Here is a 24,430-nt window from a genome sequence, read left to right on the forward strand (position 1 = left end):
GCGGGCGCTGCGTCATTCGGGCGACGACGGCGCGGCCGCGGCGGTTTCCAGTGCCTCGTCGAGCGCCTTGCAGGACGGCGCGCAGACGGTCTGGGACTTGCCGAGGACCTGGCGGGTGCGCAGCTGCGAGCGCACGCGGTGCTTGCCGCACATGAAGCACGACATGGTGGCGCCGCTGAACGACGCGGAGGCGCGGAACGGGGACCCCGGCGTCTTCGACTTGTAGCGCAGGCCGTCTTCCAGGACGGCAGTCTTCACCTCAGCCTTGGCCATCGGTTTCTTCCTTCTTCTTCGGTTCGGGGCGGCGCATGGCGCGCGCGATCGCTTCCCTGGCGCGGGTCTCGGCCGCCAGCGAGGCGTCGAGCGCGGAGCGGCACAGGCCGGCGTGCTGGTAGTTGAGGTTCTCGTACACCTCGGCGGCGGCCGGATAGGCGTCGAGCAGGCGACTGAGGTCGGCGCCCGATTCGACGTCTTCGAACTCGTGCACCAGGTGCGCGACCACCGAGCGGTACTGCTCGGCACCGACGGGCACCTTGCTGTGCTCCAGCCGCTCGAGCAACTGGGCCAGCACATGGGTCACCGACAGATCGGTCTTGGGGGACGGAGTGTGGGTCGTGTTCATGGTCTGCATCTGGGGACAGCATACCCCTATGCAAGTGGCGGGGTGTCGGCCGAAGCCCCTTCCCCGGCCGGGACGAAGCCGGATTCGCCGCCTTCGCCGGCCCGTACGGCCTTCATGCGCTGCAGCAGGCTGTGCAGCATTTCGGTCGAGAGGCCATGGATCACCAGCCGGTGCCCGGCCCGCAGGGTCGACAGCGGCACCAGCGGGTGCTTGTTGTTGACCAGGATCAGGTGCTCGGGCGCCGCCAGGATGGTGGCGGCATAGATGCCGATGGTTTCATCCAGTTGCAGCGAGTTGGCGGCGCGCCAGAAGTCGTTGTCCGTCAGCATCAGCTGGTAGAGCGGCGTGAACAGCTCGATGGCGCTCTGCAGGTCCAGGAAGTTGAGCCGCCCGTGCGGCATGTCCTCCAGCCGCAACGCGGGCTCCCGGATCATCGAGAAATCGGGCGCCTCCGCCTTGCCCAGCGCCAGCCCGCGGTCGCGCAGCGCCTGGTTCAGCCGGATCACGAAATTGAACAGGTTGAGGTCGTGCTTGAGGAACATGTCGTCCTTCAGCGCCTCGATGTCCGGCGGCTCCAGCGGCGAAGTGGCCACCGGCGCCGGCGAATTGCGCCCGATGAAGGCCAGCACCTGCGAGCCCAGGTGGAAGTGCCGCAGGATCAGCCAGTTGGCCTCGGGCGACACGAAATGCCGCAGCCCCCAGGCCAGGATGCGGTGCAGCAGTCGCGAGTGCGACCAATTGCGCGGCACGAACACCTTCACCACCTGGATCAGGATGATGGTGGCGCGCGCGATCGGCCGCAGGAACGGCAGCAGGTACTGCCGCGAGCCCGAGCTCGAATCGGCGAGCCAGGCCGCCTTGACCTCGTCGGGCAGCGGCGTGCTCTGGTCGAGGTAGAGCGCCAGCCAGGGGCTGGGATCGCGCTCGTCGTGCCCGCGGGCCAGGAATTCAGGCGTTCGCATGGGAAATCCGCTCGGTGATGTGCTGGAACTGCATCAGGTAGAGGGCGGCCGTATGGCGCGCCGTGTCGGCGATCTGGCGCGCGGCGCGGGCCTGGCCCTCGACGGCCATCACCATCTCGACCGCCAGCAGCCAGCGGTTCAGATGGTTCTCGTCGTTGTGGCCGTGGTACTCGAGGAAGCGGAAGGCATCGGGCGGCAGCCGCAGGCTGGCCTTGAGCAGCGGCAGCAGCGCCGGCACGATGCGCTGGCCCGTGCCCTCGATGATGTAGATCGCGCCCAGCAGGCCGATCGGGTCGCGCGTGGCGGCCAGCGCATGCAGGTAGGCGTTGAGCGCCTCGCCGCCCGGGTTGCGGCGCAGGTCCTCGATGCGCTCGACCGTGCCGCCGGCCTTGCGATAGTCGCTGAACAGGATCTGGAAGTCGTTCTGCTCCTCGCCCGCATGCACGCCGATCAGCGACGACAGCGCCTGGTACGGCTCGCTCAGCGAGGCCGCGCCTTCCCGCATCCAGAGGCTGCCTTCGCGCACCTGCGGCACCCACTGCTCCATCCAGTTCAGGTAGTCGGGCACCGCGAAGCGGCGCTCGCGGATCTGCCGCACGAGCGGCGTGCGCCAGACGCGCGAGCGGTAGTCGTGCCAGATGGCGGCCAGCTCGGTCAGCAGCGCGCCCAGGCCCTCGGGCGCGGCGGCCGGGTCGTGCGGCGGCGCGATCACGAGTTCGTCGTCGGCCGTGGCCACGGTAGCGCGCGGCGCCACCATCACGGGCGGTGCCTCCACCGCCTCGACCTCGAGCAGCATGTAGGCCGCCATGAAGCGCCCCGACTCCGGCACGTAGCAGAAGACCTGCTCGCCGGGCTTCAGCGCGCGGGTATGGAGGAACTCGGCCAGCATCACCAGGATCGACGCCGCCCCGGTGTTGCCGCGCCACGCGAGGTTGCTCCACCAGCGCTCGCGCGGGATCGACAGCTCGGCCTTGGCCATCAGGTCCTCGACCACCGGGATGAACTTCTCCGACGAGTAGTGGCAGAGGAAATGGTCGACGCGCTTGGGATCGACCCAGCCGTCGCGCACCAGCCCCGCGTACTCGTGGATGCCGATGTCGAACAGGTGCGGCAGCAGCCGGATGTCCTGGCGCAGCGACAGCGCGCCGGCCGCCTCGGCCTCGGACCAGGAAGCGAAGTCGAGGTGGCCACGCGCGCGGTCCTCGGTCAGGCCCAGCTGCATGCAGACCGGGTAGTCGCCCGAGAACGAGCGCTGGTGCACCCACTTCAGGCGCAGCCGCAGGCCCGGCGAGCCGGCCAGCGCGGGCGCGCCATCGGACAGCAGCAGCGCCCCGGCACCGTCCGACAGCATCCAGCGCAGGAAGTGCGAGTCGAAGTCGGTCTCGTAGCCGCGCGCCGCGAAGCGCGAGCGCTTGAACAGCCGCGAGGGCATCTCGCTGGCCACCGCGAGCGCCGAGCGGTGCGCGCCCAGCTCGATGCCCTGCGCCGCGGCCTGGATCGCCGACACGCCGGCCGCGCAGATGCCGTGCACCGCGAGCGTTTCCATCGGTGCCGCCGCGAGCTCGCCCTGGATCATGTTGGCGAAGCCGGGCATCAGCGTGTCGCCGCCCGAGGAGCCGCTGGCCAGCAGCGACACGCGCGACAGCTCGGCGCCGCCGCGGCGCAGGCAGTCGCGGATCGCGCCGGCCGCCATCTGCGCATTGGTGTGGCGCGTCGCGCCTTCGGCATCGATCGCGTAGTGGCGCGTGCGGATGCCGTTCTCGGCCAGGATGCGGCGCTTGATGCGCTCGGACATCCGGTTGAGCGGCGCGATGAAGTCGTCCATGCGCTCGTTGGGCACGGGGTCGCCCGGCATGAAGTAGCCGGCGCTTTCGAGGTAGACGCGTTGGAAGGGAACTGGCATGTGTCAGGAAGTGAAGGAATCGCCCGGCATCAGCGGTCGGCTGCGCCATCGCGGCCAGACCGCGCCGAGCACGAACACGCGCGCCATGTACGGCACCAGCCCGCCCTCGTTGAGCGACGGATCGACCCGCGCGCGGTAATGCGTGCGATGCAGATGCGTGAGCTCGGACCAATGGGCATGCGGGTTCTCGTGGTGCGCCGTGTGGAGCCCGATGTTGAACAGCAGCGGATTGACCCAGCCCTCGAAATTGCGCGCGTAGTTCAGCGGGGTACCCGAGGTATCGCCGCGCGCCCCTCGTTCGGGCCGGCGGCCGTCGGCATGCGCGTGCTGCAGGTAGTTGGTGGCCAGCAGCCAGTGCAGGCCGTGCAGCTGCGGCAGGATCACGAACACCAGCGCCTTGCGCCAGTCGAGCGCGAGCAGCGCGGCCCAGCTCGCGAGCCACAACGCGTACTGCGCCATGCAGTAGCGCCAGGCCCCGCGCCGATGGCGATGCAGCCGGCCCAGCCACGCGATGAACAGCGGGAACAGCACCCACACCGCCTGGAACGGATGCAGCAGGTAGCCGCGCAGGTGGTTGGTGTCGCCGCCGAAGCGGTAGGTGCGCGCCACGTCCTTCGGGCCATGGCGATGGCGGTGGTGGTTCGCCACGTGCGCGGGCCAGAACACGAAGGTCGGATGGCCCTGCAGCAGCGTGATCCAGAAGTCGGTCAGCCGGTTCATGCGCCGGCCGCGCCACATGCGCAGGTGCACGTGGTTGTGGTGGATCACGCCGACGCCGAGCGTGAGGAACAGCATCGGCGCATAGAGCCAGAGGCTGAAGCCGTGCACCCATTGCCAGGCGGCGAGCGCCGGCAAGGCCGCCAGGTAGAACAGGCTCTGCCAGTCGCGCCAGTGACGCAGTCGCGGCATCTCAGGCCGGCCTGCCATCGTGCGTGGCCGCACGGCCGCGCTGCCTGTCGCGAAAACCCCGGAACAGCGGCTCGGCCGCGTCGGCCGCGATGCGGGTGCCGAACAGCCGGTCCATGAAGGTGAACTGGAAGCCGTAGTTGCCGTTGTGGCAGGCATGGTGCAGGTGGTGGCGGCGGCTGGCCGCGAACCAGTGGCTGTACGACACGCGCGGGAAGAAATCGTAGTTCGAATGCCCGACGCTGTTGAAGAACAGGCTGAACACCGGCACCGAGGCCAGCGACCAGAAGCTGAAGTCGTGCAGCACCATCGGCAGCAGGATCACGTTGCCGAGCATCGCGGCCTCCAGCGGATGGAAGCTGTAGGTAGCCCAGGGCGTGGTCACGAACGAGCGGTGGTGCGGCCCGTGGAAGCGCCGCAGCCAGCGCGTGTGCAGCAGCCGGTGGTTGAGCCAGAAATGCACGTCGTTCCACAGCGCGAGCACCACGATCTCGGCCACGATCTGGCGCCAGCCCGCATCGGGATCGAGCCGCGCCCAGCCCAGCTGCAGCAGCCCCCAGGGAAACACCATGCCGAGCCCGAAGATCAGCACCGAGATGCCCGATTGCGTGAGCTCGCGCCGCAGTTGCCCGGGCTGCAGCGGCCGCGGGTCGAGCACCCGGCCGATGCCCAGCGCCGGCAGCACACGCTTCGTCAGCAGGGCATTGAGCGCGCCGAAGCCGAGGTAGATGCCGCCGAAGAACAGCAGCCCCCACAGCATCACCTGCGGGGCGGAAAGGGACGTGAAGGTCTGCGCCATCCCCCCGAGGCTACAGCAGCATCTCGGGCACGATCGGGGCGATCAGCATGTTGTAGAAGCGCTGGAAGAAATCCGACTCGGGCTCGGCGGTCAGGATCAGCTCCTTCTCGCCGTCGGTCGTGAGCCATTCCAGGGTGCCCGTGCCCTTGGCCAGCCGCAGCCGGTAGGAGTTCTGCAGCTTGCTGATGTTGATCACGCGCAGCATCTCGCGCGCGAGCTGCGGGCTGTCGGCCACCACGCCCATCTCGGTGTTCTGGCTGGCCGAGCGCGGGTCGAGGTTCATCGAGCCGATGAAGATGCGGCGCTTGTCGATGGCCGCGGTCTTGGCATGCAGCCGACCCAGCGACTTGCCGAACATGCCGAAGCGCTCGCCCGCGCTGGTGCGCTTGGGGCTCAGCTCATAGACGTCGGCACCGCTGCGCAGCAGCCGCTCGCGGTAGCGCGCGTAGCCGGTGTGCACCAGCGGCTCGTCGTTGGCGGCCAGCGAGTTGGTCAGCAGCGTGAGCTTGACCTTGCGCTTCGTGAGTTCCTCGAAGGCCGCCATGCCGCGCTCGCCCGGCACCAGGTAGGGCGAGGTCAGGTCGACCTCGCTCTGCGCGTCGAGCATCAGGGTCCAGACCTTCATCGTCACGCTGGTGGCGATGGCCTCCTCGGCGGTCATGGTGGTCGGCTTGGTCGGCGGATCGGCGATGGCGCGCGCCTCGCCCCACAGCAGGCCCATGCGGCCCGCGTCGAGCTCCTCGGCGATCGGCCCGTAGCCGAGGATGTCGACCGGCGGCAGCACGATCTTCGGCGGCGGCGCGGCCATGCCGATCCAGGCGTCGAAATCGGCGGCCGCCGGCGCACGGCCGCCCTCGCCCGTCACGATCTCGGCCACGGGCCAGACCTGCCGGCTGTTCCAGTAGCTGTCGAAGATCGATTCGAGCTGCGGCACCACCTTGCCGACCACCAGCGCGTCCATGTCGATGAAATTCTGCGCCTCGCTGAGCACGAAGTACTCGTCGGCGATGTTGCGCCCGCCCACCACGGCCATCGCGCCGTCGGCGATGAACAGCTTGTTGTGCATGCGGTGGTTGAGCCGCGCGATCTCCAGCGGCGAGGCCGCGAAGCGCGACAGCAGCCCGCCGCCGCGCCCGCAGCAGAAGGGATTGAACAGCCGCACCTGCACGTTGGGCACGGCGGCCAGCGCCAGCAGCAGCTGCTGGCTCTTCATGGTGTAGAGGTCGTCGACCAGCAGGCGCACCTGCACGCCGCGCGCGGCGGCCTCGCGCAGCGAACGCAGCAGCAGCCGGCCGGTGGCGTCGTTCTCGAGCTGGTAGTACTGCACCACGAGCGAACGCTGGGCCCGCTGCGCGAGCTGGATGCGCGCGTCGAGCGAATACACGCCCAGCGGCATCAGCCGGAAGCCCGAGTGCTCGCCGGGCGGCGTCGAGGCCTCGGCGATCTTCGCCAGCCGGGTCGAGGGATCGAAGGCCGCGGCATGCTCGACGGGCCGTTCGCGCGCGGGCGGCAACGCACCGCAGGCGGCGAGCGTCGCGGCCACGCCGAGGGCGTACACGAGGCGCAGCGCGCGCCGGATCCAGGCATTCGTCATTTCTTCCGTCCTTCCCCACCATCGGCGCGATGAGCGCGCTCCCGGGGCCGCATCTTCCCTCTTTTCGAGCGCAGCCCCTGCAGCAAGTACGGCGCGCACGCCGCGCCGGTTTCAGCGGCTGCATCGTCCTAGAATCCGCCCCCACAGCGACCGGAGCACACCGCCATGCAACTTCCGACCTTCTCGCGCGCGGCATTCGGAACCCTCGTGCTGGCCGCGGCGGCACTCTGCGCACCCGCGCGCGCCGCGCTCGACATCGGCGACCCCGCGCCCCGCTTCACCGCCACCGCCGCGCTCGGCGGCAAGACCTTCCGCTACTCGCTGGCCGATGCGCTCGCCAAGGGGCCGGTGGTGCTGTACTTCTTTCCGGCCGCCGACTCGAACGAGTGCTCGATCGAGGCCCATGCCTTCGCCGAGGCCATCGACCAGTTCGCGGCCCTGGGCGCGACGGTGATCGGCGTCTCGGCCGACGACATCGACACGCTGTCGAAGTTCTCGGTCAAGTCCTGCCAGAGCCGCTTTCCCGTGGCCTCCGACGAGTCGAAGGCCGTGATCCAGTCCTTCGACGCGGTGATGCAGACCCGGCCCGACTTCGCCAACCGGCTGTCCTACGTGATCGCGTCCGACGGCAAGGTCGCCTCCTACTACCAGAACCTCAATCCCGACAAGCATGTCGAGCGCATGCTCAATGCGGTGAAGGCGCTGCCCAAGGCCGCTGCCGCTCGCTAGGGCTCAGGCGCCGCGCGGGGTTTCATCGCTTCGCGCAAAATCCCGGCCCATGCAGCTCAACTTCATCGCCAACGCCGACGTTCCCTCGGCCTCCGGCCGCACCCTCCCCGTCATCGACCCTTCCGACGGCCAGCCCTACGACGAGATCCAGCGCAGCAATGCCGCCGACATCGACAGCGCGGTGCGCGCCGCGCGCGACTGCTTCGAGGGCGTGTGGCACAAGGTCAGCGCGGCCGACCGCGGCCGCCTGCTGTTCAAGCTCTCGCAGAAGATCGCCGAGCACGTCGACGAGCTCGCGGCCATCGAGCAGCGCGACTGCGGCAAGCCGGTGAAGCAGGCGCGCGCCGATGCGCTCGCGCTGGTGCGCTACTTCGAGTTCTATGCCGGCGCCTGCGACAAGCTGCACGGCGAGACCATCCCCTACCAGGACGGCTACAGCGTCTTCACCTGGCGCGAGCCGCACGGCGTGACCGGCCACGTGATCCCGTGGAACTACCCGATGCAGATCTTCGGGCGCAGCGTGGGCGGCGCGCTCGCGGCCGGCAACGTCTGCGTGGTCAAGCCGGCCGAGGACGCCTGCCTGTCGCTGATTCGCGTGGCGCAGCTCGCGGCCGAGGTCGGCTTTCCGGCCGGCGCGCTCAACATCGTCACGGGTTACGGCCACGAGGTGGGCGACGCGCTCGCGCGCCACGAGGGCATCGACCACATCAGCTTCACCGGCAGCCCGAAGATCGGCACGCTGATCCAGCAGGTGGCGGCCGAGCGGCATTGCCCGGTCACGCTCGAGCTCGGCGGCAAGAGCCCGCAGATCCTGTTCGCCGACGCCAACCTCGACGCGGCGATCCCGGTGCTGATCAACGCCATCGTGCAGAACGCCGGCCAGACCTGCTCGGCCGGCTCGCGCGTGCTGGTCGAGCGGGCCATCTACGAGCCGCTGCTCGAACGCCTGGGCCATGCCTTCGAGGCGCTGCGCGTGGGCCCGGCCGCGATGGACCTCGACGTCGGTCCGCTGATCCGCCAGACCCAGCAGCAGCGCGTGTGGGATTTTCTCAGCGACGCGCAGGTGGCCGGCATCCCGATGGTGGCGCAGGGCATCGTGGTCGACGAAGCCCCCGAGACCGGCTTCTACCAGGCACCCACGCTGCTGCGCGACGTGCCGGTGGACCATCGCCTCGCGCAGGAAGAAGTGTTCGGCCCGGTGCTCGCCGCCATGGCCTTCGCCGATGAAGACGAAGCGGTGGCGCTCGCCAATGCCACCCAGTTCGGCCTGGTCGCCGGCATCTGGACCGAGAACGGCGCGCGCCAGTTCCGCATGGCCAAGCGCGTGCGCAGCGGCCAGGTGTTCATCAACAACTACGGCGCCGGCGGCGGCGTGGAGCTGCCCTTCGGCGGCGTCAAGTCCTCGGGCTATGGCCGCGAGAAGGGCTTCGAGGCGCTGTACGGCTTCACCACGCTGAAGACGGTGGCCGTGAAGCACGGCTGAGATCGCCTTCCTTCAAGCAAAAACGCGGCGGACCGCCAGGCCCGCCGCGTTTTTTTCTTGCGCGCCGAAGCCGTTCAGCCCAGCGCCGTGTCGAGCAGCATCATGAGCACGAAGCCGACCATCAGCCCGCCGGTGGCGAAGGCCTCGTGCCCCTTGCGGTGCGACTCCGGAATGATCTCGTGGCTGATCACGAACAGCATCGCGCCCGCCGCGAAACCGAGCCCCCAGGGCAGCAGCATCGCCGAATGGCCGACCACGGCCGCGCCGAGCACCGCGCCCAGTGGCTCGACCAGGCCCGAGGCCATGCCGATCAGCACGGCGAAGCTGCGGCTGTAGCCGGCGGCCAGCAGCGCCACCGCCACCACCAGGCCCTCGGGCACGTCCTGGATCGCGATGCCGGTGGCCAGCGCGTCGGCGCGCAGGCCGTTGTTGGCGGCGTAGCCGACGCCGATCGCCAGCCCCTCGGGCACGTTGTGCAGCGCGATCGCGAACACGAACAGCCAGGTGCGCCGGATCTGGCGTGCCGCCTGCCCTTCGCGGCCCTTGATGAAATGCTCGTGCGGCAGCACGCGGTCCATCACCATCAGCGCGATGCCGCCGAGCAGGATCGCGCCGCCGATCACGCCGCCGGCCGCCCAGTCGCCGCCGCCGAAGACGCCGATCGACTTGGCCGCCTCGAGGCCCGGAATGATCAGCGAGAAGGCGCAGGCCGCGAGCATCACGCCGGCGCCGAAGCCGAACAGCGTGTCCTGCACGCGGTCGGGCAGGCGCTGCGAGAAGATCACCGGCGTGGTGCCCAGCGCCGTGGCGAAGGCCGCCACCGAACCGCCGAGGAACGCGTTCCAGACCACCGGATCGGCGGTCACGAAACGCCAGAAGTGCGCCACCACGACGACAGCGCCGGCCGCCACGATCGCCAGCCCGAGCCATTCGCGCGCGCTGCGGGCGGGACGCGGACCGTGCATGGCGGGGGCCGCGGCCGGTTGCTCGGAGCTGTCGGGGTTCATGCGCCGGAATTTCCGCCGCGCAGCGCCGCGGCATGGCGACGGGCCACCTCGGCCCAGTTCACGACGTTGTAGAAGGCCGCGATGTACTCGGGGCGGCGGTTCTGGTACTTGAGGTAGTAGGCATGCTCCCACACGTCGAGCCCGAGGATCGGCACGTTGCCCGAGCCGATGCCGCGCATCAGCGGGCTGTCCTGGTTGCCGCTGCTCTCCACCGCGAGCTTGCCGGCGGGCGTGACCGTGAGCCAGGCCCAGCCGCTGCCGAAGCGCGTGAGCGCGGCCTTGGTGAAGGCCTCCTTGAAGGCCTCGAAGCCGCCGAGGTCGGCATCGATGGCCTTGGCGAGCTCGCCCTCGGGCAGGCCTCCGCCGCCCTGGCCCACGGGCGCCATCACGGTCCAGAACAGGCCGTGGTTGGCGTGGCCGCCGCCGTTGTTGCGCACCGGCGCGCGCAGGGCTTCGGGCAGCTGTTCGACGCCGGCGATCAGCGCCTCGACCGGCTGGCCTTCGTGCGGCGTGTCCTTCAGCGCGGCGTTGAGGTTGTTGACGTAGGTCTGGTGGTGCTTGCCGTGGTGGATTTCCATCGTCTGGGCGTCGATGTGGGGCTCGAGCGCGTCGAAGGCATAGGGCAAGGCGGGAAGAACGTAGGGCACGATGACAAAGCTCCTGGTTGAAAGAAGCCCTTTGCGTCGTCCATTCGCTACGTACTCAGGCGTACAAATGATAATTGTTCGCATTGTCTATGTCCAGACAGGCTGCATGGGAATGGCGAGAACCCGCCAGACGGGGCGCGGCCGATACACTGGCCGGGCCGTCGCCGCCTGCGCAAAGAACGCCCGATGAACGCTCCACGCCCCCTGCCCTTCGTCCGCCTCCTCCCCGTGCTGGCGCTCGCCGCCGCCGGCCTCGCCCGCGCCGAGTTCGCCTCGCCGCCGCCCGGCGAGTACATCTACCAGGGCGGCAACGGCGCGCTGCGCATCAAGCCCAACGGCCATTTCGACATCACAACCATCGGCGCCAACGCCCACACCTGCGCCCTCGACGGCACGCTCGCGCGCGGCACGGCGAAGCTCGAAGACTCGAGATGCGTGGTGAACTTCACCGTCGACGGCGGCACGGTCAAGGTCGGCAGCAACGGCGCCGACCAGTGCCGCGACAGCTGCGGCGCGCGCGCCACCTTCGAGGGCACCTACACCCGCCCGGCCCCGGCCTGCACCGACAAGGCCGTGGCCGCCTCGCGCCAGGGCTTCAAGCGCCGCTACGACGCGCGCGACTATGCCGCCGCCCTCACCACGCTGGCACCGGTGCTCACCGAGTGCGACAAGACCCTGGACTGGATCAGCAAGGGCTGGATGCGCAACGACCTCGCGCTGACCCAGTACAAGCTCGGCGACCGCGCCGCCTGCCTGCAGACCCTGGCGCCGCTGGCCGAGAGCGCGGGCAAGAGCGACGAGAAGATCCAGGAGGAATACCCGCCGGCCGACGCCGAGATCTACCTGCCGGTGGTGCGCGCCACCCGCACCAACCTCAAGCTCTGCCGCGGTTGAACGGCCCCGTATCGCCGAAGCTTGACCGCGGGCAAGGTCCGCCGCGGCGCGATCCAGTAGCCTGCGCGGCACAGGCCCTTGGGCCATGGCGCAAAATCGGACCCCTCGCCCCATGAACAACCGCAGCAGCTCCAGCACCGTCATCCCGATCGCCGAGATCGGCCGCGCGCGCGCGGCCCTCGCCGTGCCCGGCGTCGCGGTGCCCGCCACCGGCGTGCTGCACGACCGCCTGGGCCGGCCGCTGACCGACCTGCGCATCAGCGTGACCGACCGCTGCAACTTCCGCTGCAGCTACTGCATGCCGAAGGACGTGTTCGACAAGGACTACCAGTACCTGCCGCACAGCGCGCTGCTGAGCTTCGAGGAGATCACGCGGCTGGCGCGCCTGTTCGCCGCGCACGGCGTGCGCAAGATCCGGCTGACCGGCGGCGAGCCGCTGCTGCGCAAGAACATCGAGGGCCTGATCGAGCAGCTGGCCGCGCTGCGCACACCCGCGGGCGAACCGCTCGAGCTCACCCTCACCACCAACGGCTCGCTGCTCAAGCGCAAGGCCGCCGCGCTCAAGGCCGCCGGCCTGCAGCGCGTGACCGTCAGCCTCGACAGCCTCGACGACGCGGTCTTCCGCCACATGAACGACGTCGACTTTCCGGTCGCCGACGTGCTGGCCGGCATCGAGGCCGCGCATGCCGCGGGCCTGGGCCCGATCAAGGTCAACATGGTGGTCAAGCGCGGCACCAACGAGCAGGAGATCCTGCCGATGGCACGCCACTTCCGCGACCAGCTCGACGGCAAGGTCGTGCTGCGCTTCATCGAGTACATGGACGTCGGCGCCACCAACGGCTGGCGCATGGACGAGGTGCTGCCCTCGGCCGAGGTCGTCGCGCGCATCGGCGCCGAATTTCCGCTGCGCCCGCTCGAGGCCAGCGTGGCCGGCGAGACCGCCCAGCGCTGGGCCTATGCCGACGGCCGCGGCGAGATCGGCGTCATCAGCAGCGTCACGCAGGCCTTCTGCCACGACTGCAGCCGCGCGCGGCTGTCGACCGAGGGCAAGCTCTACCTGTGCCTGTTCGCGAGCGCCGGCCACGACCTGCGCCCGCTGCTGCGCGGTGCCGCCAGCGACGAGGAGATCGCCTCGGCCATCGGCCACGTCTGGCAAGGCCGCGCCGACCGCTACTCGGAACTGCGCGCGCTGCGCGGCCCCGACGATGGCGGCGCCAAGGCGCAGCGCCGCGTCGAGATGAGCTACATCGGCGGATGAGCGCACCGATGGGCCGCATCGCCGACATCGCCGCCGGCCTCGCCTGCCACGACCCCCAGGACCTCGGCGTCGACGGTGTGCGCAGCTTCATCGAGCGGCTGGTCGAGGGCGCCGTCGTCGCGCAGCATGAACAGCTCGGCCTGCGCCAGGCGCTCGGCCGCGTGCTGGCCGAGGACATCGTCTCGCCGGTCAGCGTGCCGCCGCACGACAACTCCGCCATGGACGGCTTCGCCTTCGACGGCGCGCTGCTGCGCGACGATGCGGCCAGCGATGCCTCGGTCTCGCTGCGCATCGTGGGCACCGCGCTGGCCGGCGCCACCTGGCGCGGCGCGCTGGTCCCGGGCGACGCGGTGCGCATCATGACCGGCGCCGTCATGCCCGCCGGGCTCGACACCGTGATCCCGCAGGAGTTCTGCCGCGTCGAGGACGATCGCCTGAGCTTTCCCGCGCGCGTGGTGCGCCGCGGCGACAACCGCCGCCTCACGGGCGAGGACCTGATGCAGGGCCAGCCCGCGCTGCGCCGCGGCCAGCGGCTGTCGCCGGCCGCGCTCGGCATGGTCGCGAGCCTGGGGCTGACCGGCGTGCCGGTGCTGCGGCGGCTGCGCGTGGCCTGCCTGTCGACCGGCGACGAGATCCTCGAGATCGGCGACGCGCCGCGCGAGGGCGCGGTCTACGACAGCAACCGCTACACCGTCACCGCCCTGCTCGAGCGGCTGGGCTGCGAGGTCATCGACCTCGGCCTGGTGCGCGACGATCCCGCCTCGCTGGCGGCCGCCGTGCAGCGCGCGGCGCGCGAGGCCGATGCCATCGTCACCAGCGGCGGCGTCAGCGCCGGCGCGGCCGACCACACGCGCGACGTGATGCAGCAGCTCGGCGACATCGCCTTCTGGCGCGTCGCGATGCGCCCGGGCCGGCCGATGGCCGTGGGCCTGATCCCGCGCGAGCCCCAGGGCCACGAATCGGCCGTGCTGTTCGGCCTGCCCGGCAATCCGGTCGCCGTGATGGTCACCTTCCTCGCCTTCGTGCGGCCCGCGCTGCTGCGCATGATGGGCTGCCATGCCGCGGCCGCCGCGCACCCGCCGCTGCTGCGCGCGCGCAGCCTCGGGCCGATCCGCAAGAAGCCGGGTCGCACCGAGTACCAGCGCGGCTTCGTGCAGTCGGTGCCCGGCGCGCTGCCCGAAGTGCGGGTGGCGGGCAACCAGGGCTCGGGCGTGCTCAGCTCGATGGTCGAGGCCAACGGCCTCGTGGTGCTGCACCACGACCAGGGCCCTGTGGCCGCGGGCGACGAAGTCGACGTGATGATGTTCGACGGGCTCGTCTAGGGCGTTTTCACTCGGCCGTGATGTTCGCGGCCTTGATGATCTGGGCCCACTTGCGCGTCTCGCTGCCGATGAACGCGCTGAACTCGGCGGCGCTGCCGCCACGCAGTTGCAGTCCTGCCGCCTCGGCCTTGCGGCGAACGTCCGCGTCGGCCACGGCCGCGTTGATCTCGGCATTGAGCCGCTCGACCACCGCCGCCGGCGTGCCCGCGGGCGCCAGCATGCCGTACCAGCCGTAGCCCACGACCGAGGGCAGGCCCTGCTCGCGCAGGGTGGGCGCATCGGGGTACAGCGGCGAACGCTCCTCGTTGGCCACGCCCAGCACCCGCAGCTTGCCGGCCTGGATATGCGGCACCGCGGTCGAGATGGCGGTCAGCGTGGCGTCGATGCGCCCGGCCAGCAGCTCGGTGTAGGCCGGTGCGTCGCCGCGGTACTGCACCACCACGCCCTTGGCGCCCGCGGCGCGCAGCAGCAGCTCGGCCGTCAGGTGCGGCGCGGAGCCCGCGCCCGGCGAGCCGAAGGTGGCGCCCCCGGGCTGTGCCTTCGCATGCTTCACGAACTCGGCCAGCGTCTTGTAAGGCGCCTGGGCATTGACCACCAGGAACAGCGGCGCGATCGCGGTGCTGGCGATGGCGGCGAAGCTCTTGTGCACGTCGTACGGCAGGTCCTTGTAGAGCGCCTCGCCGATGGCGATCGGCGCGGCGGCATGCAGCAGCGTGTAGCCATCGGGCGGCGCCTTGGCCACGAAGTCGTTGGCGATGCGCGTGCCCGCGCCCGCCTTGTTCTCGACCACGATCCCCTGGCCCAGCCAGCGCCCGAGGAAGTCGCCGAGCACGCGCGTGAGGATGTCGTTGGAGCCGCCCGCGCCGTAGGGCGAGATCATGCGGATCGGCCGCGCGGGCCAGGCCTGCGCAAAAGCCGGCGCGCTCCAGGGCAGCGCCAGGCCGGCGGCCGCGGCGAGAAGGTGGCGGCGGTTCAGGGTCGTCATGCGTGTCGTCTCCATTTTTTTAAGTGTGTTCGTTCGTCGAGTCTCAGGCCTGCCGGATCGGCGGATAGTCGAAGCGCAGCGCCAGATGGTCGGCATGCGGCTGGTAGAGCCGCAGCACGACATAGAAACGCGCGTCGCGCGGCGCCGGCAGCCAGTTCGCGCCCGGCCCGGGATCGTCAGCCTGCAGCCGGATCACGAGGCTGCCGTCGGCCTCGTGGCGCAGGCCTGGCGTGCGGTCGCCGATCGAGTAGCGCGCGATCGGGTTGGCCACGAACAGGCAGTCGCTGCGCCGGTACATCGTGAGCGACCAGAAGGCGCCCACCTTCGGGGCCCGGCCCGGCGCGAAGCGCAACTCGTAGCGCCGCGATCCATCGAGCGGTTCGCCCCGCGCGTCGACCTCCGCCGTCGGGTACATCGCCTCGTCGATGCCGAGCGCACCGATGAAGTTGCGCGCGATGCGGGAACGCGTCAGCAGGTCCTCGCCCCAGTGCGTGCGCACCATGACCGGGATGGCCCAGCCGCCGCCCAGGTCGTGCGGCTGGCCGGCGCTGCGCAGGCCTTCGTAGACGGCCGGCAGCGCGGCCTCGAGCGCGCCGGCCGCGGGCGGCCATGCGAGCCGCTCGCCCTCGGGCACGGGATTGCGCCGCAGCGCGGCCTCCACGACCTGGCGATACAGCTCGGGCGCGGGAATGCGCGTGTCACGGCCGTCGAGCACGGTGTCCACGCGCATCGCCGCGTCGGCGCCATCGAGCCGCACGAGCCGCAAGCCCGCCTGCAACTCGCGCACGCGCTCGGCATCGGGGCCGTCGTCCTCCACGAGGATGCGGCCGATCAGCCAGACGTCGTCGCCCGCCGCGCGGATCGTGTGCGTGATGCCCGCGGGCACGGTGCCGCGCCAGCCCGGTCCATGGACCAGCGTGCGCTGCGCCCGGTTGCCGGTGGTGCGCCGCCCCACGTAGGCGAAGGGGTTGGTCCAGGCATCGAGCAGCCCGAGGGTCCAGTAGCGCTCGCCCATGTCGGGCGACTCGATGACCACCGGCCCTTCGCAGAGGTCGAGCCAGGCGTTGCTGTACACGGTGTCGTTGTTCGGGCTCACCACCTCACGGTCCTCCGGCCCCAGGCGGCGGTGCGTGTGGGTGAACTGGTTGACCCAGCGCATCCGGGTCCCGGGATCCGTCGCGGCGAAGCCCAGCCGCGGATGGCGGCGCGCGGTGGTCACGGCGCGCATGCGCATCATCTCGAACAGCGGCAACGTCTGGACGACCGCGGCTTCGTCGGGGTGTGTGAACAGGTCCATGGTGTTTTCGTCTCTCATCCGGCACTCAGGCCACCGCGCCGTCGCGGCGGAGCTCGGCGATTTCCTGCGCGCCGAAGCCCAGCGCGCCCAGCACCTCGTCGGTGTCCGCGCCGCAGGCGGACGCGGCGCGCGGCCGGGCGCGCGGTGCCTCGCCCAGGCTGTAGGGCAGCGCCAGCGAGGGGTAGCGGCTGCCGTCGGCCGCGACCGCGTCGACCAGCATGCCGCTGGCCTGCACGTCCTCGCTGTCGAGCACCTGCCGGTAGCTGCGCACCGCGCCGACGACGATCTGGTTGCGGCTCAGCAGCGCCACGCACTCCTCGCTGGTGAAGGCAGACAGGCATTCGCGCAGCACCGCGCGCAGTTCGGTGCGATGCCGCACGCGCAGGGCATTGCTGCGAAAGCGCGGATCGTCCGCGAGCGCCTCGCGCCCCACCACCCGGCAGAAGCGCGCCCAGTGCTCGTCCGCATAGGCCGACAGCACGATGTGCCCGTCGCGCGTGGGCACCACCTCCGCGGCCGGCGCGTTGTTCGGCTGGCCGTCGCCGATGCGCGTCGGCTCGGGCGCGCCGCCCAGGTAGTCGCACCAGGTGGTGGCCTGCAGGTGCAGCGCCACCTCGAGCAGCGAGGTGCGCAGCGTCTCGCCTCGGCCGGTGCGCGTGCGGCCATAGAGCGCCGCCAGCACCGCCTGCGCGCCCAGGTGCCCCGCGGCCGCGTCGATGACCGGCACGCCCACCTTCTGCGGCAGCCGGTCCGGCTCGCCCGTCACCGACATCAGCCCGCTCTCGGCCTGCGCGGCCACGTCGTAGCCCGGACGCGCGCTCGAGGGCCCGCGGTTGCCGAAGCCCGAGATCGAGAGGTAGATCAGCTTCGGGAAGCGTTCGCGCACCGGCTCCGGCCCGAAGCCCAGGGCCTCCACCGCACCCGGGCGCAGGTTCTGGATCAGCACGTCGCTGCCCTCGATCAGCCGCCACGCGACCGCGCGCCCGGCCTCGCTCTTGAGATCGAGCGCGATCGAGCGCTTGCCGCGGCTGTAGGCCCGGATCATCGACTCGCCGTAGCGCCCGATGTGGCGCGCCTGGTCGCCCGCGATCGGCTCGATCTTCACGACCTCGGCGCCCAGCTCGGCCAGCACCATCGCCGCGCCCGGGCCGGCGATGTACTGCCCCATGTCGATCACGCGCACGCCCGCCAGCGGTGCCGCCGGGCCGGTTGTCTCTGTCGTTGTCTCGGTGTTCATCGGCCCGGACCTTATCCCCTTCCCCTATTCTTGAAAATTCGATAATCGTGAGGGAGCGATCACGATCAGCTATCGCCTCCGACACCGAACCGCCCATGGACGCCAAGACCCACCATCTCGTGCGCAAGCTGCGCCTGCGGCACCTCGAGCTGCTCGCCGCGCTCTCCGAGACCGCCACCATGCGCGGCGCGGCGGCGCGGCTGCACCTGAGCCAGCCCGCGATCAGCAAGATGCTCGGCGAGATCGAGGGCTGCTTCGGCGCGCGGCTGTTCGAGCGCAGCCACCAGGGCATTCACGCCAACGCGCTGGGCGCGAGCGCCGTGTTCCGCGCGCGGGCGGTGCTCAACGAACTCGCGCGCGCTACCGAGGAAGTCGACGCGCTGCAGGGCGGCGCCGCGGCGGTGCTGCGGGTCGGCGCGCCCTCCGTCACCGCCACCATTCCGGCCGCCATCGCCGAGCTGCGCCGGCGGGTGCCGGGCGCCGCCGTGCTGCTGCGCGAGGGCCGCGTCCACGAACTGATCGAGCGGCTGCTCGAGGGCGAGCTCGACTGCGTCTTCGGCGCCATCACGCCCGAGCTGTCCGCGAGCGACATCGCGCCGCGGCTCGAGCCCGTGGTGTTGCTCGAGGACGAACTCTGCGTGCTCGCATCCACCGCTCACCCCGACAACGACGACGGCGCCCGGCGCAAGCTGCGCTGGGCCGACCTGGCCCAGTCCTCCTGGGTGCTGCCGCCGCGCGAGACGCTGGTGCGGCAGGCCTTCATGACGGCCTTCCTCAACGACGGCGCGACGCCGCCGATGCCGGTCGTCGAGGCCCTGTCGTCGGTGACGGTCGGCGCGGTGCTGCGCCGCGATCCGTCGCTGCTGTGCGCGGTGCGGCTGGAGCATGCGATCGACGAGATTGCGCGCGGCGGCGTGCGGCGGCTCGCCGTCGCGCCGAAGGTGAGCCTGCCGTCCTTCGGCCTGTTCTTCCGCCGCGACGGCATGGAGCGCCCGCCGATCCTGGCCGAGTTCGCCGAGGCGGTGCGGCGCGGAGCCGCGACGATGGCGCCGAAGCGGCGCGCCAGGCCCGCGACCTGAGCGGACTCAGGGCGCGAGATACTCCTTCGAGATCCCCGCCCCCACCGTGTACTTCGGATCCACGAAGTTGCCCAGCCGCACCTTGCCGCACTGGCTCAGCATCATGTAGGCGTCCCAGCGGTCGTAGCCGTACTCGGCCTCCATCCAGAGCACCAGTTCCTTGTAGGCGATGCGGGTCGCGTCCTCGAGCGGCCTCGCGCTGCCGATGGCCATGATCATGGCCTCGGTCTCCAGGCGCGGCCACTCGAGCTTCCAGCCCTTGATCAGGTCGACGCGAATGGTCGTGAGGCTCGGGTACTCGACTGCGGTGCCGCAGACCTCGCCGTCGCCCTGGCAGGCATGGGCGTCGCCGATGAACAGCCGCCCGCCCGGCGTGCGCACCGGCAGGTAGGTGATGCTGCCCGGGCCCATGTCGGGCAGGTCCATGTTGCCGCCGTGCTGGTCGGGCGTGAGGCTGTTGATGGAATCGAGCTCGGGCGAGCAGCTCAGGGTGCCGATGTGCGGGCGGTACGGCAGCGTGACGCGCTTGCTCCAGTACACGCCCTCCTCGTCCACGTCGATCTTGCGCACGGTCTCGGGCAGCGGCTGGTTCAGCAGCGCGGTGAAGGCGGTGCCGCTCAGCGCGCCGAAGTCCGGGATCATGCAGCAGGTGCCGCGCGGATTGGGCCCGCGCGGCGCCATCGATTCGATGTGCACCGCGATCGCGTCGCCGGGCTCGGCGCCCTCGATCATGATCGGTCCGTTCTGCGGATTGACGAAGGGCATGGTCAGCACCTTCGAGGGCAGGTCCTGCTCGGTCTTGACCTTGCCGTCGAAGGCATCGCGCGTCTCGACCACGATACGATCGCCGGGCTTCACCGTCAGCACGGGTTGGGTGTAGGGGCCGATGGTGAAGTGGTAGGTGCCCTGCTTCGCCTCGGTGAGTTCGTGGGTGGCCACGCCGCGGCTACGGCCCTCGCCGCGCGTCTGCATGATCGATCGTTCGAGCCAGCTCATGGGATGGGTCTCCTTCTTGGTTGCTTCACAGCGAGAGGTGCTCGCGCACCGCCTGCGCGTTCATGGCGCCGGGCTCGATGCGCCCGACGATGCGGCCCTTCTCCATCACGTAGGCGCGTTCGCCCACGTCGAGGATGGTGTCGAGGTTCTGCTCGACGAAGAGGATGGTGGTGCCGAGGTCGCGGCGGATCGCGCGCAGCACGTCGCAGATCAACTGCACGATCGAGGGCTGGATGCCTTCCGAGGGTTCGTCGAGCAGCATCAGCGCCGGGTTGCCCACCAGCGCGCGGCCGATGGCGAGCTGCTGCTGCTCGCCGCCCGACATGGTGCCCGCGAGCTGGTCGCGCCGCTCGGCCAGGCGCGGGAAGTACTGGTAGACCAGTTCGGGCTGCTTGCGGCCGCGCGGGCCGCCGATCAGCTCGCCCACCATCAGGTTCTCGGCCACCGTCATGCGCGGGAACACCTCGCGCCCCTGCGGCACGTAGCCGATGCCCAGCCGCGCGCGCGCATCGCTGGTCAGGGTCTCGATGTCGCGTCCCAGGAAGCGAATGCCACCGCCGCGCGTGCGCAAGAGGCCCATCAGGCAGCGCATGGTGGTGGTCTTGCCCACGCCGTTGCGCCCGATCAACGCCACGATCTCGCCCTTGCCCACTGTCAGGTCGACGCCCTGGAGGATCGGCGTGGCGCCATAGCCGGCCTGCAGGCCGCGGATCTCGAGCACGGTCTCAGTGGTGTTCATGCGTCTTCCCCAGGTAGATCTCGGCCACGCGCGGATCGGCGATCACCTCGGCGATCGAGCCCTCGGCGAACACCTTGCCGAAGTGCAGCACGGTCACGCGCTGCGCGATCTGGCGGATGAAGGCCATGTCGTGCTCGACCACCAGCACCGTCATGCCCTCGGCATTGAGTTTCTGGATCAGCTCGCCGGTCTTGAAGGTCTCCTCGGGCGACAGCCCGGCCGTGGGCTCGTCCATCAGCAGCAGCACCGGCTTGAGCGCCAGCGCCATGCCGATCTCCAGCCACTGCTGCTGGCCGTGCGCCAGTTCGCCCGCGGGCTTGTCGGCATCGGCCGCGAGGTCCAGCAGCTCGAGCAGCCGGTCCTCCTCGCGCCGCAGCTCGGCCAGCCGCGCATGGTGCTGCAGCGCGATGTGGATGTTCTGCCGCACCGGCAGTTCGCGGAACACGCTGGGCGCCTGCATCTTGATGCTCATCCCCTGCTGCACGCGCTGGTAGGGCCGCTCGTCCGTCACCTCGCGGCCCTGGAACTCGATGCGGCCTTCGCTCGCTTCGTGGGTGCCGACGATCAGCTTGAACAGCGTGCTCTTGCCCGCGCCGTTGGGTCCGATCAGGCAATGGATCTCGCCGCGGCGCACCGAGAGGTCGACCTCCGACACGGCCGCATGGCCGCCGAAGCGCTTCGACAGGCCGTGGGTCTGCAACAGCACCTCGGTCATGCACGCACCTCCGCCGTGGTGGCTTCGGGCAGCTTCGACGGCGCCGCGGGCCTGGTTGCGCCGCGCCGCGCGAACAGCCGCCGCGCCACGTTCGCCACGCCGATCACGAAGCCCTGCGGCGCCACCATCACGGTGCACAGCAGCATCGCGCCCATCAGCAGCAGCGCCGCCTGCTGGCTGTAGACCGTCAGCGCCTGGAAGGCCCAGAGCACCAGGAAGGAACCGACCAGCGTGGCCGTGATGTCGCCACGGCCCGAGAACGCGACCCAGACGATCGGCATCGCCGCGGCCGGCAGGCCGATGCTCGCGGGCGTGATGAACTGGCCCCAGGAGGTGTAGAGCACGCCGCTGAGGCCCGCCAGCGCGGAGCCGATCACGAAGGTGGCGAGCTGGTATTTGCGCACGTCGTAGCCGAGCAGCTCGGCGCGCTGCGGATCCTCGCGCACCGCCACCACCACGTTGCCGAAGCGCGAGTTCAGCAGGATGCGCAGGCCCAGGTAGACCACGAGGATCAGCGCCACCACCAGGTAGTACAGCGCCACGCCCTCGAAGAACAGTTGCTCGCCGCCGAACCACGGGATGTTCAGCGGCGCCATGTCCTTCATGCCGTTGAAGCCGTTGAGCCGCGCGTTGCCGATGTGCCATTCGGGCCCGGCCGTCTGGCCGAGGAAGAAGGCCAGCACCAGCGTGGCCGACAAGGTGACGATGCCGAAGAACACGCCGCCCACGCGGCCCCAGATCATGAAGTAGCCGAGCACCGCCGCCGCCAGCGCGGCCAGGCCGAGGGCCAGCGCCAGCGCGAGGAAGGTGGTGCCCGACTCGCCGCCCAGGTTGGTGGCCAGCACGCCGTAGCCGTAGCCGGCCACGCCGAAGAAGAAGGTCTGGCCGAAGGACAGCATGCCGCCGTAGCCCCAGACCAGGCACAGGCCCATGGCCATGAAGGTCCAGGTCAGCAGGTAGGCCATGTTGCCGACGTCGTACGAATCGGCGACGGCCGGGTACGCGAGCACCAGGACCAGCACGGCGAGGAAGGGAAGCCAGAAGACGCGGCTGGCGCCCAGCGTCTGCGGCCCGTTGATGAGTTGGAACATGCGAGAAGGACTCCGTGCAGGGGAAGACGCCGGTCAGCGGGTGCGTCGGGCCAGCCAGCCCGACACCCCTTCGGGCAGGATGCGGATCACCACGATCACCGCCAGCAGCATTCCGATCTGGCCCACGATCTGGCCGCCCCAGCCGTTGAGGCCGGTACGGATGACCGCGAGCAGAATGCCGGCCGGCGCGGTGCCCAGCAGCACGTTGGCGCCGCCCACCACCACCGTGACGAAGCTCTCGACCAGGAAGGCCGCGCCCATGGTCGGGATCAGGGTCATGGTCGGCGCATAGAGCGCGCCGCACAGCCCCGCGAGGCCGGCGCCGATGCCGAAGCTCAGCGCGTACACGCGGCCCACGCGCACGCCGGTGGCCTGCGCGATCGAGGCGTTCTGCATGGTGGCGCGCGCATGCACGCCGAAGCGGGTGCGCATGAAGACCAGGTAGATGCCGCCGAGCACCGCCACCGCGGCCGCGAACAGCACCAGCCGGTAGACCGAGAAGCTGTAGCCGCCCACGCTGAAGCTGCCTTCGGGCGTGCCCACGCCCGCGAGCGTGGAGCCGAACACCAGCAGCATGCCCTGCGTGACGATCAGGCTCAGGCCGAAGGTGGCGAGCAGCGAGTCGAGCGGCCGCTTGTAGAGCTTGCGCACCAGGCTCCACTCCACGGCCATGCCGATCAGGCCGGCCGCGAGCGTGCCGCACAGCTGCGCGAGCGGCAGCGGCAGCCCGCCGTGCACCAGGCCCACGGTGACGTAGGCGCCGCACATGATGAACTCGCCGTGCGCCATGTTGATCACGCCCATCATTCCGAACACCACGGCCAGGCCGGCCGCCGAGAGGATGAGGAACGCGAACACGTCGGCGAACTGGTAGAGGAAGGAGAAGATTTCGGCGAACACCGCGGCTCCCGGTCAGTGGCTGGCTGCTGCAAACGCGCTCAGGACTTCTTCGGCAGGTCCGAGGGCGTGTACTGCTTGCGGTCGTTCTTCTTCGTCAGGTCGCAGCCGATCTGGCCGAGCCAGTAGGGCTGGATGGTCCCGTAGTCCTTGAGCACCTTCACCGCATGCTTGTCGTCGACCGAGATCAGCCGCATCTGGTGCGACACGTGCTGGCTCTTGGGATCGATGCAGATCTTGCCCTCGGCGGCCTCGATGCAGGCGTCGCCCGCGGCGATCACCTTGCGCAGGTCGGCCAGCTTGGTCGACTTGGCCTTCTCGACCAGCGTCTTGTACATGTAGAGCGTGTTGTAGGCGTTGTAGCCCATGTCGTTGATGTAGGGCTCGTTCGGGAACTTGGCATGCCAGCGCTTCTTGAACTCGGTGGCCGCGGGCGTGTCGATCTCCTCGAACCAGTTGGCCGTGGCATGCATGCGGTTGAGCGCGGGCGGCGCGAAGCGCTTGTGCTCGAAGCCCAGCATCACCTTCACCGACGAGCCCATCGGCAGGTTCAGCTTGGCGGCCGCGGCCTGCTCGAAGAAGGAGTCCTGCGCCGCCCCCACGTTGAGCATCAAGAGCCAGTCGGGCTTGGCCTTCTGGATGTTCTGGATCGTCTGCGCGAACTGCGACACGCCCAGCGGGATGAACTCCTCGCCCACCACGGTGCCGCCCAGGTCCTTGAGGATGGTGCGGTTCCACTCGGCGGAGATCTGGCCGAAGTTGTAGTCGGCGGCCACCACGTAGACCTTCTTGCCGAAGGTCTGGACCATGTAGGGGATCAGGGTGGAGAACTGCTGCTCGGGCACCGCGCCCATGCTGATCATGTTGGCGTCGCACACGCCGCCCTCGTACTGGTTGGTATAGAAGTACGGCGTCTGCGTGCGGTCGACGATCGGGCGCACCGCCTCGCGCGAGGCCGAGGTGATGCCGCCGATCAGCAGGTCGACCTTGTCCTTGCTCAGGAGGCGCCGCGTGAACTCCTGGTAGCGCGCGTTGTCGCCCTGCGGATCGAGGTGGATCAGCTCGATCTGGCGGCCCATGATGCCGCCGGCCTTGTTGATCTCCTCCACGGCCAGCAGCGAGCCGTTGAGCTTGGGCTTGCCGAGCACGGCGAGGTCGCCCGAGACGTCTTCCATCAGGCCGATCTTCAGCGGATCGGCGGCCATCGCCGAGGTGGCCAGCGCCAGCGTGCAGCCCAGGGAGAGAAGCGCATTGCGTAGTGTCATGGT

General features: G+C 70.2%; 24 protein-coding genes. 6 read left to right on the plus strand and 18 right to left on the minus strand.

The window, feature by feature from the left end:
* Positions 1-12: 12 nt before the first annotated feature.
* Genes AC07PU_RS05460 through AC07PU_RS05490 form a run of 7 tightly spaced genes read right to left on the minus strand, consistent with a single transcriptional unit; the run spans position 13 to position 6,786 of the window.
* Positions 13-273, minus strand: a complete 261-nt coding sequence (locus AC07PU_RS05460; protein WP_495315922.1) for a hypothetical protein — start codon at positions 271-273, stop codon at positions 13-15.
* Positions 260-631 (minus strand): hypothetical protein, encoded by a 372-nt coding sequence (locus AC07PU_RS05465; RefSeq protein WP_208511219.1) that lies wholly within the window; start codon positions 629-631, stop codon positions 260-262. The genes AC07PU_RS05460 and AC07PU_RS05465 overlap by 14 nt, the downstream gene beginning before the upstream one ends.
* Before the next feature lie 17 nt (positions 632-648).
* A complete protein-coding gene (locus AC07PU_RS05470; RefSeq protein WP_495315925.1) occupies positions 649-1,584 on the minus strand; it encodes a DUF6999 family protein in 936 nt (311 codons plus the stop codon).
* Entirely contained in the window at positions 1,571-3,487 is a 1,917-nt protein-coding gene (locus AC07PU_RS05475; RefSeq protein ID WP_495315927.1) for an iron-containing redox enzyme family protein, read from the minus strand. The genes AC07PU_RS05470 and AC07PU_RS05475 overlap by 14 nt, the downstream gene beginning before the upstream one ends.
* A gap of 3 nt (positions 3,488-3,490) precedes the next feature.
* Positions 3,491-4,414, minus strand: a complete 924-nt coding sequence (locus AC07PU_RS05480) for a fatty acid desaturase (protein ID WP_495315929.1) — start codon at positions 4,412-4,414, stop codon at positions 3,491-3,493.
* Positions 4,398-5,192 (minus strand): sterol desaturase family protein, encoded by a 795-nt coding sequence (locus AC07PU_RS05485; RefSeq protein WP_495315932.1) that lies wholly within the window; start codon positions 5,190-5,192, stop codon positions 4,398-4,400. The genes AC07PU_RS05480 and AC07PU_RS05485 overlap by 17 nt, the downstream gene beginning before the upstream one ends.
* Positions 5,193-5,202: 10 nt before the next feature.
* Complete coding sequence (locus tag AC07PU_RS05490) at positions 5,203-6,786, minus strand: phospholipase D family protein (protein WP_495315934.1); 1,584 nt, start codon at positions 6,784-6,786, stop codon at positions 5,203-5,205.
* A gap of 165 nt (positions 6,787-6,951) precedes the next feature.
* Here AC07PU_RS05490 and AC07PU_RS05495 point away from each other — a divergent pair, with 165 nt between their 5' ends.
* Together AC07PU_RS05495 and AC07PU_RS05500 are read left to right on the plus strand one after the other, a co-directional pair.
* Positions 6,952-7,515 carry a peroxiredoxin gene (locus AC07PU_RS05495; protein ID WP_495315937.1) on the plus strand — a complete coding sequence of 188 codons (564 nt, stop codon included), beginning with the start codon at positions 6,952-6,954 and terminating at the stop codon, positions 7,513-7,515.
* 49 nt (positions 7,516-7,564) lie between these two features.
* Entirely contained in the window at positions 7,565-8,998 is a 1,434-nt protein-coding gene (locus AC07PU_RS05500; RefSeq protein WP_495315939.1) for an aldehyde dehydrogenase family protein, read from the plus strand.
* 74 nt (positions 8,999-9,072) lie between these two features.
* Here the strand turns inward: AC07PU_RS05500 and AC07PU_RS05505 are convergent, their stop codons facing one another.
* On the minus strand, positions 9,073-9,963 hold the full coding sequence (locus AC07PU_RS05505; protein ID WP_490877630.1) for a ZIP family metal transporter: 891 nt from the start codon (positions 9,961-9,963) through the stop codon (positions 9,073-9,075).
* A 38-nt stretch (positions 9,964-10,001) separates the two neighbouring features.
* Complete coding sequence (locus tag AC07PU_RS05510; protein ID WP_490877624.1) at positions 10,002-10,652, minus strand: superoxide dismutase; 651 nt, start codon at positions 10,650-10,652, stop codon at positions 10,002-10,004.
* A gap of 186 nt (positions 10,653-10,838) precedes the next feature.
* On the opposite strand from AC07PU_RS05510, the gene AC07PU_RS05515 reads away from it, so the two are divergent.
* The 3 genes from AC07PU_RS05515 (at position 10,839) to moeA (ending at position 14,126) form a co-directional block, all read left to right on the plus strand.
* Entirely contained in the window at positions 10,839-11,546 is a 708-nt protein-coding gene (locus AC07PU_RS05515; protein ID WP_495315942.1) for a hypothetical protein, read from the plus strand.
* Positions 11,547-11,658: 112 nt separating this feature from the next.
* The gene (gene moaA, locus AC07PU_RS05520) at positions 11,659-12,804 is read left to right on the plus strand and encodes a GTP 3',8-cyclase MoaA (RefSeq protein ID WP_208510104.1); all 1,146 of its coding nucleotides are present in this window, start codon (positions 11,659-11,661) and stop codon (positions 12,802-12,804) included.
* A gap of 8 nt (positions 12,805-12,812) precedes the next feature.
* Positions 12,813-14,126 carry a molybdopterin molybdotransferase MoeA gene (gene moeA / locus AC07PU_RS05525; protein ID WP_495317236.1) on the plus strand — a complete coding sequence of 438 codons (1,314 nt, stop codon included), beginning with the start codon at positions 12,813-12,815 and terminating at the stop codon, positions 14,124-14,126.
* Positions 14,127-14,133: 7 nt separating this feature from the next.
* Here moeA and AC07PU_RS05530 read toward each other — a convergent pair whose 3' ends face one another.
* The 3 genes from AC07PU_RS05530 to AC07PU_RS05540 are packed head-to-tail and all read right to left on the minus strand — an operon-like array spanning position 14,134 to position 17,645.
* The gene (locus AC07PU_RS05530; RefSeq protein WP_495315944.1) at positions 14,134-15,111 is read right to left on the minus strand and encodes a Bug family tripartite tricarboxylate transporter substrate binding protein; all 978 of its coding nucleotides are present in this window, start codon (positions 15,109-15,111) and stop codon (positions 14,134-14,136) included.
* Positions 15,112-15,154: 43 nt separating this feature from the next.
* Complete coding sequence (locus AC07PU_RS05535; protein WP_495315946.1) at positions 15,155-16,408, minus strand: DUF1254 domain-containing protein; 1,254 nt, start codon at positions 16,406-16,408, stop codon at positions 15,155-15,157.
* Positions 16,409-16,433: 25 nt separating this feature from the next.
* Entirely contained in the window at positions 16,434-17,645 is a 1,212-nt protein-coding gene (locus AC07PU_RS05540) for a CaiB/BaiF CoA transferase family protein (protein ID WP_495315948.1), read from the minus strand.
* Positions 17,646-17,740: 95 nt separating this feature from the next.
* On the opposite strand from AC07PU_RS05540, the gene AC07PU_RS05545 reads away from it, so the two are divergent.
* Positions 17,741-18,724, plus strand: a complete 984-nt coding sequence (locus AC07PU_RS05545; RefSeq protein WP_495315950.1) for a LysR family transcriptional regulator — start codon at positions 17,741-17,743, stop codon at positions 18,722-18,724.
* A gap of 6 nt (positions 18,725-18,730) precedes the next feature.
* On the opposite strand, the gene AC07PU_RS05550 is transcribed toward AC07PU_RS05545, so the two are convergent.
* The 6 genes from AC07PU_RS05550 to AC07PU_RS05575 are packed head-to-tail and all read right to left on the minus strand — an operon-like array spanning position 18,731 to position 24,427.
* Positions 18,731-19,720: an acetamidase/formamidase family protein gene (locus AC07PU_RS05550; protein ID WP_495315952.1), complete on the minus strand. Its 990-nt coding sequence runs from the start codon at positions 19,718-19,720 to the stop codon at positions 18,731-18,733.
* 25 nt (positions 19,721-19,745) lie between these two features.
* Positions 19,746-20,459 carry an ABC transporter ATP-binding protein gene (locus AC07PU_RS05555; protein ID WP_093341355.1) on the minus strand — a complete coding sequence of 238 codons (714 nt, stop codon included), beginning with the start codon at positions 20,457-20,459 and terminating at the stop codon, positions 19,746-19,748.
* Complete coding sequence (locus AC07PU_RS05560; RefSeq protein ID WP_413763722.1) at positions 20,446-21,174, minus strand: ABC transporter ATP-binding protein; 729 nt, start codon at positions 21,172-21,174, stop codon at positions 20,446-20,448. The genes AC07PU_RS05555 and AC07PU_RS05560 overlap by 14 nt, the downstream gene beginning before the upstream one ends.
* Positions 21,171-22,265, minus strand: coding sequence for a branched-chain amino acid ABC transporter permease (locus AC07PU_RS05565; RefSeq protein WP_495315955.1), 1,095 nt, complete (start codon positions 22,263-22,265; stop codon positions 21,171-21,173). The genes AC07PU_RS05560 and AC07PU_RS05565 overlap by 4 nt, the downstream gene beginning before the upstream one ends.
* A 33-nt stretch (positions 22,266-22,298) precedes the next feature.
* Complete coding sequence (locus tag AC07PU_RS05570) at positions 22,299-23,165, minus strand: ABC transporter permease subunit (RefSeq protein WP_057592524.1); 867 nt, start codon at positions 23,163-23,165, stop codon at positions 22,299-22,301.
* Between the two features lie 38 nt (positions 23,166-23,203).
* Complete coding sequence (locus tag AC07PU_RS05575; RefSeq protein WP_431512541.1) at positions 23,204-24,427, minus strand: urea ABC transporter substrate-binding protein; 1,224 nt, start codon at positions 24,425-24,427, stop codon at positions 23,204-23,206.
* Positions 24,428-24,430 lie beyond the last annotated feature (3 nt).

Source organism: Variovorax sp. GW821-FHT10D07, from assembly GCF_059415325.1.

Excerpts from the sequence above, each read along its gene's own strand:
- AC07PU_RS05460 (WP_495315922.1), bottom strand. The coding sequence starts at position 273 with ATGGCCAAGGCTGAGGTGAAGACTGCCGTCCTGGAAGACGGCCTGCGC.
- AC07PU_RS05465 (WP_208511219.1), bottom strand. The coding sequence starts at position 631 with ATGCAGACCATGAACACGACCCACACTCCGTCCCCCAAGACCGATCTG.
- AC07PU_RS05470 (WP_495315925.1), bottom strand. The coding sequence starts at position 1,584 with ATGCGAACGCCTGAATTCCTGGCCCGCGGGCACGACGAGCGCGATCCC.
- AC07PU_RS05475 (WP_495315927.1), bottom strand. The coding sequence starts at position 3,487 with ATGCCAGTTCCCTTCCAACGCGTCTACCTCGAAAGCGCCGGCTACTTC.
- AC07PU_RS05480 (WP_495315929.1), bottom strand. The coding sequence starts at position 4,414 with ATGGCAGGCCGGCCTGAGATGCCGCGACTGCGTCACTGGCGCGACTGG.
- AC07PU_RS05485 (WP_495315932.1), bottom strand. The coding sequence starts at position 5,192 with ATGGCGCAGACCTTCACGTCCCTTTCCGCCCCGCAGGTGATGCTGTGG.
- AC07PU_RS05490 (WP_495315934.1), bottom strand. The coding sequence starts at position 6,786 with ATGACGAATGCCTGGATCCGGCGCGCGCTGCGCCTCGTGTACGCCCTC.
- AC07PU_RS05495 (WP_495315937.1), top strand. The coding sequence starts at position 6,952 with ATGCAACTTCCGACCTTCTCGCGCGCGGCATTCGGAACCCTCGTGCTG.
- AC07PU_RS05500 (WP_495315939.1), top strand. The coding sequence starts at position 7,565 with ATGCAGCTCAACTTCATCGCCAACGCCGACGTTCCCTCGGCCTCCGGC.
- AC07PU_RS05505 (WP_490877630.1), bottom strand. The coding sequence starts at position 9,963 with ATGCACGGTCCGCGTCCCGCCCGCAGCGCGCGCGAATGGCTCGGGCTG.
- AC07PU_RS05515 (WP_495315942.1), top strand. The coding sequence starts at position 10,839 with ATGAACGCTCCACGCCCCCTGCCCTTCGTCCGCCTCCTCCCCGTGCTG.
- moaA (WP_208510104.1), top strand. The coding sequence starts at position 11,659 with ATGAACAACCGCAGCAGCTCCAGCACCGTCATCCCGATCGCCGAGATC.
- moeA (WP_495317236.1), top strand. The coding sequence starts at position 12,813 with ATGGGCCGCATCGCCGACATCGCCGCCGGCCTCGCCTGCCACGACCCC.
- AC07PU_RS05530 (WP_495315944.1), bottom strand. The coding sequence starts at position 15,111 with ATGACGACCCTGAACCGCCGCCACCTTCTCGCCGCGGCCGCCGGCCTG.
- AC07PU_RS05535 (WP_495315946.1), bottom strand. The coding sequence starts at position 16,408 with ATGGACCTGTTCACACACCCCGACGAAGCCGCGGTCGTCCAGACGTTG.
- AC07PU_RS05540 (WP_495315948.1), bottom strand. The coding sequence starts at position 17,645 with ATGAACACCGAGACAACGACAGAGACAACCGGCCCGGCGGCACCGCTG.
- AC07PU_RS05545 (WP_495315950.1), top strand. The coding sequence starts at position 17,741 with ATGGACGCCAAGACCCACCATCTCGTGCGCAAGCTGCGCCTGCGGCAC.
- AC07PU_RS05550 (WP_495315952.1), bottom strand. The coding sequence starts at position 19,720 with ATGAGCTGGCTCGAACGATCGATCATGCAGACGCGCGGCGAGGGCCGT.
- AC07PU_RS05555 (WP_093341355.1), bottom strand. The coding sequence starts at position 20,459 with ATGAACACCACTGAGACCGTGCTCGAGATCCGCGGCCTGCAGGCCGGC.
- AC07PU_RS05560 (WP_413763722.1), bottom strand. The coding sequence starts at position 21,174 with ATGACCGAGGTGCTGTTGCAGACCCACGGCCTGTCGAAGCGCTTCGGC.
- AC07PU_RS05565 (WP_495315955.1), bottom strand. The coding sequence starts at position 22,265 with ATGTTCCAACTCATCAACGGGCCGCAGACGCTGGGCGCCAGCCGCGTC.
- AC07PU_RS05575 (WP_431512541.1), bottom strand. The coding sequence starts at position 24,427 with ATGACACTACGCAATGCGCTTCTCTCCCTGGGCTGCACGCTGGCGCTG.